Raw genomic sequence first — 9,297 nt, 5'->3', positions numbered from 1 at the left:
TGCGGGCGCGGCGGCGGCCGGCGCTGCAGCAGCCGCGGCCGACGCGGATCCCGGCGCCGGCCAGCTCGCGGCCTCGGCGCCCCAGTGCGCGGACGTGTCGGACCGGGCCGATGCCACGGCGGCCGCGACCAGCCGGGTCGACAGCTCCATGCCCGTGGCGCGGTCGATGGCGCCGAGCCGCGTGTCCACGGGTCCGGCGACCGTCGCGGCGCGCACCGAGACGAGGTCGAGGCGGCGGTCGATGGGACCCTGCGTGAGGTCCACCCCCTGCGTGCGGGCGTGCGGGACGATGACGAGGCGGCGCCAGATCATGCCGCGGCGGACGAGGAACGCGGACGCGTCGACCGCGAAGCCCGTGCGGCGCCAGGAGAAGGGCTTGAGGATCCACGCCCGGCGCGGCGACGTGGTGAAGCCGTCGTCCTCCCCGCCGCGGCCGGTCATGCCGACGGCGACGAGCCGGAGTGCCTGCTCGCCCACGAGGTCGGGCAGGACGAGGCCGAGGACGCGGTCGACGTCCCGGCGGTCGCCCACCGGGAGGATCGACGTGTTCTGCTGGCCCGCGGCGCCCGGCGACGAGGAGTGCGAGGCGCGCGTGATGCGGATCTCCCACCAGCCGGACGCGCGCCAGAGCAGCGGCTGGACGACCTCGACCGCGTGGATCCGGCCGGGCGGGATGGTGTCGTTGCTCGTCGAGAGCAGGCCGAACCCGACCCGGACGCCGTCGGGCGTGCCGGCCACGCTGTAGCGGAGCGAGCGCGTGATGCGGCGCACGAAGAAGCCGGCGGATCCCAGCAGCATCGGCAGCAGCGGCACGAGCAGGTACCAGGCCTCGAAGCGGACGATGAGCGGGATCCCGACCGCCACGAACAGCACGAGCACGACCGTGGGCGCCGAGAGGAGCACGGCACCGACGAGGCGCGGGACCGGGATGCGCACGACGGACTGGGGCGGCGCGGCGTCCGGGTCGAGCTCGGGCGCGAGGAAGTCGTCGACGCGGGATCCGACGAAGCCGCGCGCGGTGCCGCCGACCGCGGCGCGGGCCGCGGGACGGGATCCGGCCGCGTCGGCCCGCGCGCCCGACGCGAGCCGCAGCACGCGCAGGCGGAACGCGTCCGCGTCGCGCGAGCGGAGGTACTGCAGCGGCAGGTTGGCGTCGTTGCCCGCGACCTGAATCTCGAGCTTGGCCGCGCCGATGAGCCGCGCGATGAGCGGGCGCACGATGTTGACGCCCTGGATCCGGTCGAGCCGGGCCCGCCGGTTGGTGCGGGAGACGATGCCGCTGCGCACCTCGACGGTCTCCTCGGTGACGCGGAACGTGTGCATCCGCCACGAGAGGTAGGAGACGCCGACGGCGAGCACGGTGAAGGCGAGGAGGGCGACGATCACCCAGATGAGGCTGCCGGTCTCCACCAGCATCGGGATGAGGTCCTGCTCGCCGTCCCGCCGCTGGCCGGGCACGAACTGCTCCACGAGCTGCTCGCGCAGGGACGAGACGAGGAAGCCGATCGCGACGATGAAGAGGACACCGCCGCGGAGCACGGGCGTGGCGGGGTGGAGGCGGTGCCAGTCGCCGTCGGTCAGCTCCTCCGCGATGAGGGCCTCGGCCGCGGGGACGGCGGCGGATCCCGGTCCGGGTGCGGACCCGGCGGGCGCGGCGGCGGGCGGGCCGGCCGCCGGATCCTCGGGCGTCGGATCGCTCACAGCCCGGCCCGGCGCGTCTCGGCGAGGGCCACCAGCCGGTCGCGGAGCTCCTCGGCGTCGGCGTTCGTGAGCCCGGGGATCTGGATGCTCGCCGCGGCCGCCGCGGTCACGAGCTTGAGGTCGGCGAGGCCGAGCACGCGGCCGACGGGGCCGCGCGTGATGTCGACGAGCTGCATCCGGCCGTACGGCACGGCGACGATGCGGGTCCACATGATGCCGCGGCGGAAGACGAGGTCGTCGTCGCGCAGCTGGTACCCCATCGCCCGCACGCGCCGCGGGACGATCACGAGCGTCACCACCAGCTCGACGAGCGCGGCGGCGCCCAGCACGATCGGCAGCCAGCGCGGCGCGTCGACAGCGAAGAGGAACGCCGCGATGCCGCCGAGCACGAGGGCGGTGATCACGCCGCCCACCAGCTCGACGCCGACGAGGCGCGGGGAGACGCGGCGCCAGGAGACGCCGTGCGGGTCGACGTTCGGGGTCACGGTGCTCCTCTGGGTGCTGCGGTTCCCGCGGGCGGTGGTGCCGCGGGGTCCTACGAGAGCTCGCGCGCCGGATCCCCGGGGCGCGAGTCGTCCCGGTCGTCGGGCGGGACCGTGCACCAGTGCTCGGCGACCAGCCCGGCGACGAGGAGGACGACGGCTCCCACCGTACCGGCCACCGCGAGCCCCACGGAGGACGCGCCGGGCAGCACGGGCCGGGCCAGCACGAAGGCCAGCACTCCCCCGGTGACGCCGGTGAGCAGCGCCCCCGCGAGCGCCGACGCCTTGGCCAGCAGCACGACGCGCGTGGCACGGAACGGGTCGACGCGGCCGGGCGTGCGGCCGAGCGTCGAGCGGCGGATGGGGCGGGCGAGCGCGAGCAGCACGATGCCGATGATGAGGAGCGTCGCCCCGAGCGTGAGCGGCGGGATGAGGAGCGCGCGCCCGCTCATGAGGAGCGCGTTCTCGGCGAACCAGCCGACGGCCGCGCCGGCGATGAGGAGGGCGATGAGGGTGGTGGAGCGCGTGCGGGTCATGCGCGTGCCTCCGCGGCGGAGGCGGCGGGGACCGCGGCGGCGGCCGGATCGGCGGCGTCGGGCTCGAGCGCCGCGAGCAGCGCGTCCACGCGGCCGCGGCCGGGCAGCTCCGCGTCGGGATCCGCCTGCAGCCACGGGGCGAGCACGAACGCGCGCTCGGCGGCGCGCGGGTGGGGCAGCGTGAGGCGGTCGTCGTGGATCCGCGCATCGCCGTGCGCGACGACGTCGAGGTCGATCGTCCGGTCGCCCCAGCGCTCCGCGCGCACGCGGCCGAGGTCGCGCTCGATCCCGGCCAGCGCGTCGAGCAGCGCGTGCGGGCCGATCGCCGCGTCCACCAGCACGACGCCGTTGAGGTAGCCGGGCTTCGTCGGGTCCTCCCCCGCGGGCGTCACAGCGACCGACTCCACGAGATCCGAGGAGCGCACGACGCGGAGGCCGGGCACCTCGTCGATTAGGGCCAGCGCGCGCTCGATGGTCGCCCGCCGGTCGCCGAGGTTGGATCCGACGGCCACGACCGCGCGCACGGTCTCCCCCGGCGCCGGCAGCGCGGACGCCCGCTCGATCACGACGGCCACGTCGTCGAACGGCACCGCGATCGGCGCGTCCGGCTTGTGCACCGTGACGCGGACCCACCGCGCGACGGGATGCGCGAGCACGACGCCCGCGACGCGCTCGGCGAGCGTCTCGATGAGGTCGACCGGATCGCGCTCGGCCGCCGCGGCGACCTCGTCGGCCAGCTCGCCGTAGTGCAGCGTGCGGCCGAGCTCGTCGCTGCCGCCCGCGGGCGCGAGGTCGAGGGCGACCTCGAGGTCGATCACGAACGGCTGGCCGTCGCGGCGCTCCTCGGCGAAGACGCCGTGGTGGGCGTGCACGCGGAGGCCGGTGAGGAGGATGCGGTCGGTCGGGAGGCCCGTCACCATGAGCGGCCCACGACGATGGAGGGGAGGTCGCCCGGGTCGGCCGGGTCGTACCAGAGCGGCAGCTTGCCGCCGACGGCAGGGAGCAGGCGATCGGCCGTCGTCACGGTGCGCGTGACGTGGTGGTCGCGGCCGTCGGCGTCGGTGAAGGCGACCGTGAGGCGCGCGCGGACGGCGTCGCCGGATCCGTCGAGGCGCTGCACGGCTGTGACGATCGCGGCGGTCCGGCGGCCGGTCTCGGTCACGCGGCGGGCGTTGGCGGCGAGGCGCGCGACGCGGCGCTGGACGACGGCGCAGGCGATCGCGGCGGCGATCCCGAGGACCGCGAGCACGGCGGCGACCAGCGCGAGGACGGGGTCCGACGCGTCGCCCTCGGGGGCGACCGGCGCGAAGGCGAGGGCGCACACGATGCCGAGCGGCGTGCCGAGCAGCACGACGGCGGTCGGCCAGAGCAGGGCGCCGACGGTGGTGAGCACGGGAGACAGCAGCACGACGGATGCGTAGGCGCTGCCGAGCGAGCCGATCAACCCGAGCACGATGGCCACGACCTTCGCCACGACGACCGCGGCGCCCGAGTCGGCGGCGAGGTCGGCCGGGACGGTCAGGCCGACGCCGAGGATCACGGAGGCGACGAGCGCGGCGACCGCGGTGCGGACGAGCACCGCCTGCGGGGCGACGACGACACGGTCCTGGCTCACGGCGCTCATGCTCCTACTCTGACAGACCGGCGGCGGACCACCCGGCGGATGCGGCGTCGAGCGCCTCGGCCCGGCCGCGCGCCCACGCCGCCTCGACCCCGATCGCGGCGCGGGTGGACGCGACGTCGTGCACGCGCACGGCCCACGCCCCCGCTCGTGCGGAGAGCGCGCTGACGACCGCGGTCGGCACGTCGCGGTCCTCGACGCCCGCACCCTCCGGCAGCAGCCGTCCGAGGAAGCGCTTGCGGGACGCGCCCACGAGCACGCGGTGGCCGAGGCCCGTGAGCGCGTCGAGGGATCCGAGCAGCTGCCAGTCGTGCGCGGCGTCCTTCGCGAAGCCGAGACCAGGGTCGAGGATGACGCGGGCGGGATCCAGCCCCGCGGCCACGAGCGCGTCGATGCGCGCGAGCAGCTCGTCGCGCACCTCGCCCACGGTGTCGGCGTACGTCGCGCGCGCGGCCATCATGTCGCTGTGGCCGCGCCAGTGCATCGCCACGTAGTCGACGTCGGCGCCGGCGACGACCGCGGCCATGCCCGGATCCGCGAGACCGCCGGACACGTCGTTGACGATCCGCGCCCCGACGGCGACGCAGGCCTCCGCGGTCGCGGCGCGCATGGTGTCGACGCTCACGGCGATCCCCTCCGCGGCGAGCTCGCGGACCACGGGCACGACGCGCGCCCGCTCCTCCGCTGCGTCGACGCGCGCGGCACCCGGACGGGTGGACTCCCCGCCCACGTCGACGAGGTCCGCGCCCGCAGCGACCATCCGTCGGGCGTGCGCGAGCGCGTCGTCGAGGGCGAGGTGGCGTCCGCCGTCGCTGAACGAGTCGGGCGTGGCGTTGAGGATCCCCATCACGAGCGTGCGCGCGACGGGCGGAGTCGTGGTCACGGCCGGTCCCGCCCGGACGCCGCGGGCAGCAGCGCGAGCACCTCGGCGCGCGCCGCCGGCTCCGCGAGCGATCCGCGCGCCGCGATGGTGATGGTCGTGCTGCCGGCCTGCCGAGTGCCGCGCGCGGTGACGCAGCCGTGCGCCGCGTCGAGGATCACGGCGACGCCGCGCGCCCCGAGGCCGTGCTCGAGCGCCTCGGCGATCTGCTCGCCCAGCCGCTCCTGCATCTGCGGGCGGGAGGCGAGGTCGTCGACCACGCGCGGCAGGCGGCCGAGGCCGACGATCCGCTCCCCCGGCACGTAGGCCAGGTGGGCGACGCCGGTGAACGGCAGCAGGTGGTGCTCGCAGATGGAGCGGAACGCGATGCCCGTCACGATGACGGGCTGCGGGGCCGCGTCCGTCTCGGGCAGCGGGAACGTCTCCTGGAGGTGCCGGAGCGGATCCGCGCCGACGCCCGCGAAGAACTCGCCGTAGGCCTCGGCCACGCGCGCCGGGGTGGTCGCGAGACCCTCCCGGGCGGGGTCCTCGCCGATCGCGAGGATCAGCTCGGCCACGGCCGCCTCGATGCGCGCCCGGTCGACGCCCACTCAGGTCACGCCGTCGCGGGACGCGGGAAGGGCGAGCGCTTCGGCTTGCCGGCCGGCGGCTCCGAGTCGACCGCGCCGTCGACGACGCCCTGGTCGATGGGCGCCTTCTGCGGCATGGGCACGGGAGGCAGGTCGGACAGCGGGCGCTTGTCGCTCGAGAGCCACTGCGGGCGCGGCGGCAGCTTCTTCACGTCCGCGAAGATCGCCGCGAGCTGGTCGTGGTCGAGCGTCTCCTTCTCGAGCAGCTCGGTGGCCAGGCGGTCGAGCACGTCGCGGTTGTCGTTGATGACCTGCCACGCCTCGTCGTGCGCGCCGTCGAGGAGCGCGCGCACCTCGGCGTCGACCGTGAGGGCCATGTCCTCCGAGTAGTCGCGGCTGCCGCCGAGGTCGCGGCCGAGGAACGGCTCGCCGGAGCTGGAGCCGAGCTTCACGGATCCGATCTTGGCGCTCATGCCGTACTCGGTGACCATGCGACGCGCGGTCGACGTGGCCTTCTCGATGTCGTTCGACGCGCCCGTGGTGGGGTCGTGGAACACGATCTCCTCCGCGACGCGGCCGCCCATGGCGTACGTCAGCTGGTCGAGCAGCTCGTTGCGGGTGACGGAGTACTTGTCCTCCAGCGGCAGCACCATCGTGTAGCCGAGGGCGCGGCCGCGCGGCAGGATCGTGACCTTCGTGACGGGATCCGTGTTGTTCATGGCCGCCGCCGCGAGCGCGTGGCCGCCCTCGTGGTACGCGGTGATGAGCTTCTCGTGGTCGCGCATGATGCGGCTGCGGCGCTGGGGGCCGGCCATGACGCGGTCGACGGCCTCGTCGAGGGCACGGTCGTCGATCAGCTGCGCGTTGGAGCGCGCCGTGAGGAGCGCGGCCTCGTTGAGGACGTTGGCGAGGTCGGCGCCGGTGAAGCCCGGGGTCTTCCGCGCGAGGACCTCGAGGTCGACGCCCGCGGCGAGCGGCTTGCCGCGCCCGTGCACCTCGAGGATCTGCTTGCGGCCCTGCAGGTCGGGGGCATCGACGCCGATCTGGCGGTCGAAGCGGCCGGGGCGCAGGAGCGCGGGGTCGAGCACGTCGGGCCGGTTGGTGGCCGCGATGAGGATGACGTTGGTCTTGACGTCGAAGCCGTCCATCTCCACCAGGAGCTGGTTGAGCGTCTGCTCGCGCTCGTCGTTGCCGCCGCCGACGCCGGCACCGCGGTGGCGGCCGACCGCGTCGATCTCGTCGACGAAGATGATGGCCGGCGCGTTCTGCTTGGCCTGCTCGAAGAGGTCGCGCACACGGCTCGCGCCGACGCCCACGAACATCTCGACGAAGTCGGATCCGGAGATCGAGTAGAAGGGCACGCCCGCCTCACCCGCGACGGCGCGCGCGAGGAGCGTCTTGCCGGTGCCGGGAGGGCCGTACAGCAGCACGCCCTTGGGGATGCGGGCGCCGACGGCCTGGAACTTGGCGGGCTCCTTGAGGAAGTCCTTGATCTCCTCGAGCTCCTCGATGGCCTCGTCCGCCCCGGCGACGTCCGCGAACGTGACCTTCGGCGAGTCCTTGGAGGCGAGCTTCGCCTTCGACTTGCCGAACTGCATGACGCGGTTCCCGCCGCCCTGCATGCCGGAGAACATGATCCAGATGAAGAAGCCGATGAGCAGCAGCGGCAGCAGGATGCTGAACGCCGACAGCAACCAGCTCGGTTGGGGCACCTGGTCGTCGAAGCCCTCGGCGGGGTTCGCGGTCGTGATGGCGGAGACGATCTCGCCGCCGCGCTGCGCGACGTAGTTGAACTGCACCATGGTGCCGTTGTCGCCGTCGGCGCTCGCGAGCGTGAGGTCCACGCGCTGCTCGCCGTCGATGATCTTGGCGGAGGCGACCTTGCCGTCCTGGATCAGCTCGAGGCCGTGCTGCGTGGTGATGGTCTTGTAGCCGGATCCGGTGATGAGGCTGAAGCCCACCGACACCACGACGATGGCGAGGACGACGATGAGGATCGGGCTGCGGAGGAGTTTCTTGAAGTTCATGAGCGTAGGGGCGCGGGCCCGACACCTTTCTGCCCGTGCCGCGCCGTACGGCGACGAGATGTCTCGAGGATACAAGCGGCCGTCTGAGCGTGGCCGTGGTGTTCGCCGCCAGCCGAACGTGCGCCGGCGAAGAGGCGGATGGGAGGAGCGGCGCGCGTCAGCTGTAGACGTGCGGCGCGAGGATCGCCACGTCGCGGAGGTTGCGGTACCGCTCGGCGTAGTCGAGGCCGTAGCCGACCACGAAGTCGTCCGGGATCTCGAAGCCCACGTACTTCACGTCGACGGCGATCTTCGCGGCCTCGGGCTTGCGCAGCAGGGCGCACACCTCGACGCTCGCGGCGCCGCGGGAGCGCAGGTTCGCCAGCAGCCAGGAGAGCGTGAGGCCGGAGTCGATGATGTCCTCGACGATGAGCACGCGGCGGCCGGTGAGGTCGGCGTCGAGGTCCTTGAGGATGCGGACGACGCCGCTCGACTTGGTGCCGGAGCCGTAGGAGCTGACCGCCATCCAGTCCATGTGGATGGGAAGCGCGAGCTCGCGCGCGAGGTCGGCCATGACCATGACCGCGCCCTTCAGCACGCCCACGAGGAGCAGGTCCTCCCCCGGGTTGTCGCGCTCGATCTCGCGGCACATCTCGGCGATGCGGCCGTGGATCTCCTCCTGGGTGTGGAGGACCTCGGTCAGGTCGTCGGCGATGTCGGTGGATCTCATGTCACTCTTCCGTCGTCCTGGCGCTGAGGACGATGAGCTCGTCCTTGCGTAGAACCCTAACGCCCGGCAGGTCGACCGGCCCCTGCCCGTGCCAGTCGGTGACGAGCCGCGCGACCTCCAGGACGTGCGTCCGCGAGAGGTGCGCCGCGAACTCCTCGCGCGCGGCGAGCCGGATCAGCCGGTGCCGCAGCGCGGGCGGCGCGGCGAGGAGCGAGGCCACCTCGAGGGAGATGCCCGCCTCGGCGTGGTCCGCGATCTCCTCGACCATCTCGGCGGCGAAGTGCTCGAGCGCGTCGTCGTCCTCGCGCAGCTGGTCGGCCGTGCGGGCGAGGGCCACGGCGATCCCGGGGCCGAGCTCGCGTTCGAGCACGGGCAGCACGTCGTGGCGGACGCGGACGCGGGCGTAGGAGGGGTCGGCGTTGTGCGGGTCCTGCCACGGGTCGAGGCCCTGGTCGGCGCACGCCGCGCGCGTGATGGCCGCGCGGATCCCGAGCAGCGGCCGCAGGTGGACGGCGCCGGCCGTGCGCGCGGGCGTCGACCGCGCCATGCCGTGCAGGCTGGCGGCGCCGGATCCCCGGGCGAGCCCGAGCAGCACGGTCTCGGCCTGGTCGTCGAGAGTGTGGGCGAGGAGCAGCGCGCGGGATCCGGTCGCCCGGAGCGCGTCGTCGAACGCGGCGTAGCGGGCGGCGCGGGCGGCGGCCTCGGGGCCGGACGCGCTCCTGTCCACCCGCACGCGCGTCACGACGACCGGCGCGAGGCCGAGAGCGCGCGC

At 74.4% G+C, this 9,297-nt stretch carries 10 protein-coding genes; all 10 read right to left on the bottom strand.

Annotation, left to right across the window (positions count from 1 at the left end):
* The coding region (locus HDR73_RS09855; protein ID WP_287136423.1) for a PH domain-containing protein at nt 1-1,701 on the bottom strand (1,701 nt) is incomplete at its 3' end.
* Entirely contained in the window at nt 1,698-2,186 is a 489-nt protein-coding gene (locus tag HDR73_RS09850; protein ID WP_012297589.1) for a PH domain-containing protein, read from the bottom strand. The genes HDR73_RS09850 and HDR73_RS09855, both read right to left, overlap by 4 nt.
* Before the next feature lie 50 nt (nt 2,187-2,236).
* A complete protein-coding gene (locus HDR73_RS09845) occupies nt 2,237-2,719 on the bottom strand; it encodes a DUF3180 domain-containing protein (protein ID WP_012297588.1) in 483 nt (160 codons plus the stop codon).
* Entirely contained in the window at nt 2,716-3,639 is a 924-nt protein-coding gene (gene folK / locus HDR73_RS09840) for a 2-amino-4-hydroxy-6-hydroxymethyldihydropteridine diphosphokinase (RefSeq protein ID WP_012297587.1), read from the bottom strand. Before folK ends, HDR73_RS09845 begins: the two co-directional genes overlap by 4 nt.
* Entirely contained in the window at nt 3,633-4,343 is a 711-nt protein-coding gene (locus HDR73_RS09835; RefSeq protein ID WP_012297586.1) for a DUF3592 domain-containing protein, read from the bottom strand. Before HDR73_RS09835 ends, folK begins: the two co-directional genes overlap by 7 nt.
* A 4-nt stretch (nt 4,344-4,347) precedes the next feature.
* The gene (folP, locus tag HDR73_RS09830; protein ID WP_041464795.1) at nt 4,348-5,187 is read right to left on the bottom strand and encodes a dihydropteroate synthase; all 840 of its coding nucleotides are present in this window, start codon (nt 5,185-5,187) and stop codon (nt 4,348-4,350) included.
* A gap of 32 nt (nt 5,188-5,219) precedes the next feature.
* Nucleotides 5,220-5,810 carry a GTP cyclohydrolase I gene (gene folE, locus HDR73_RS09825; protein ID WP_012297584.1) on the bottom strand — a complete coding sequence of 197 codons (591 nt, stop codon included), beginning with the start codon at nt 5,808-5,810 and terminating at the stop codon, nt 5,220-5,222.
* A gap of 5 nt (nt 5,811-5,815) precedes the next feature.
* The gene (gene ftsH, locus HDR73_RS09820) at nt 5,816-7,816 is read right to left on the bottom strand and encodes an ATP-dependent zinc metalloprotease FtsH (RefSeq protein WP_012297583.1); all 2,001 of its coding nucleotides are present in this window, start codon (nt 7,814-7,816) and stop codon (nt 5,816-5,818) included.
* Nucleotides 7,817-7,973: 157 nt separating this feature from the next.
* Nucleotides 7,974-8,525: a hypoxanthine phosphoribosyltransferase gene (gene hpt, locus HDR73_RS09815; RefSeq protein WP_012297582.1), complete on the bottom strand. Its 552-nt coding sequence runs from the start codon at nt 8,523-8,525 to the stop codon at nt 7,974-7,976.
* A gap of 1 nt (nt 8,526) precedes the next feature.
* Nucleotides 8,527-9,297, bottom strand: a 771-nt coding sequence (tilS, locus tag HDR73_RS09810) for a tRNA lysidine(34) synthetase TilS (protein WP_287136422.1), incomplete at its 5' end; no start/stop codon positions are given.

Source organism: Clavibacter sp., assembly GCF_014802555.1.
In the GTDB taxonomy this organism is placed as follows: Bacteria; Actinomycetota; Actinomycetes; order Actinomycetales; family Microbacteriaceae; genus Clavibacter; species Clavibacter sepedonicus.
The sequence above is the reverse complement of the archived record's forward strand: the minus strand, read 5'-3'. Positions and strand labels throughout refer to the sequence as shown.

Bases quoted from the DNA above. Each gene is read 5' to 3' on its own strand.
- folK (WP_012297587.1), bottom strand. From the start codon at position 3,639: ATGGTGACGGGCCTCCCGACCGACCGCATCCTCCTCACCGGCCTCCGC.
- ftsH (WP_012297583.1), bottom strand. From the start codon at position 7,816: ATGAACTTCAAGAAACTCCTCCGCAGCCCGATCCTCATCGTCGTCCTC.
- folP (WP_041464795.1), bottom strand. From the start codon at position 5,187: ATGGGGATCCTCAACGCCACGCCCGACTCGTTCAGCGACGGCGGACGC.
- HDR73_RS09845 (WP_012297588.1), bottom strand. From the start codon at position 2,719: ATGACCCGCACGCGCTCCACCACCCTCATCGCCCTCCTCATCGCCGGC.
- hpt (WP_012297582.1), bottom strand. From the start codon at position 8,525: ATGAGATCCACCGACATCGCCGACGACCTGACCGAGGTCCTCCACACC.
- HDR73_RS09835 (WP_012297586.1), bottom strand. From the start codon at position 4,343: ATGAGCGCCGTGAGCCAGGACCGTGTCGTCGTCGCCCCGCAGGCGGTG.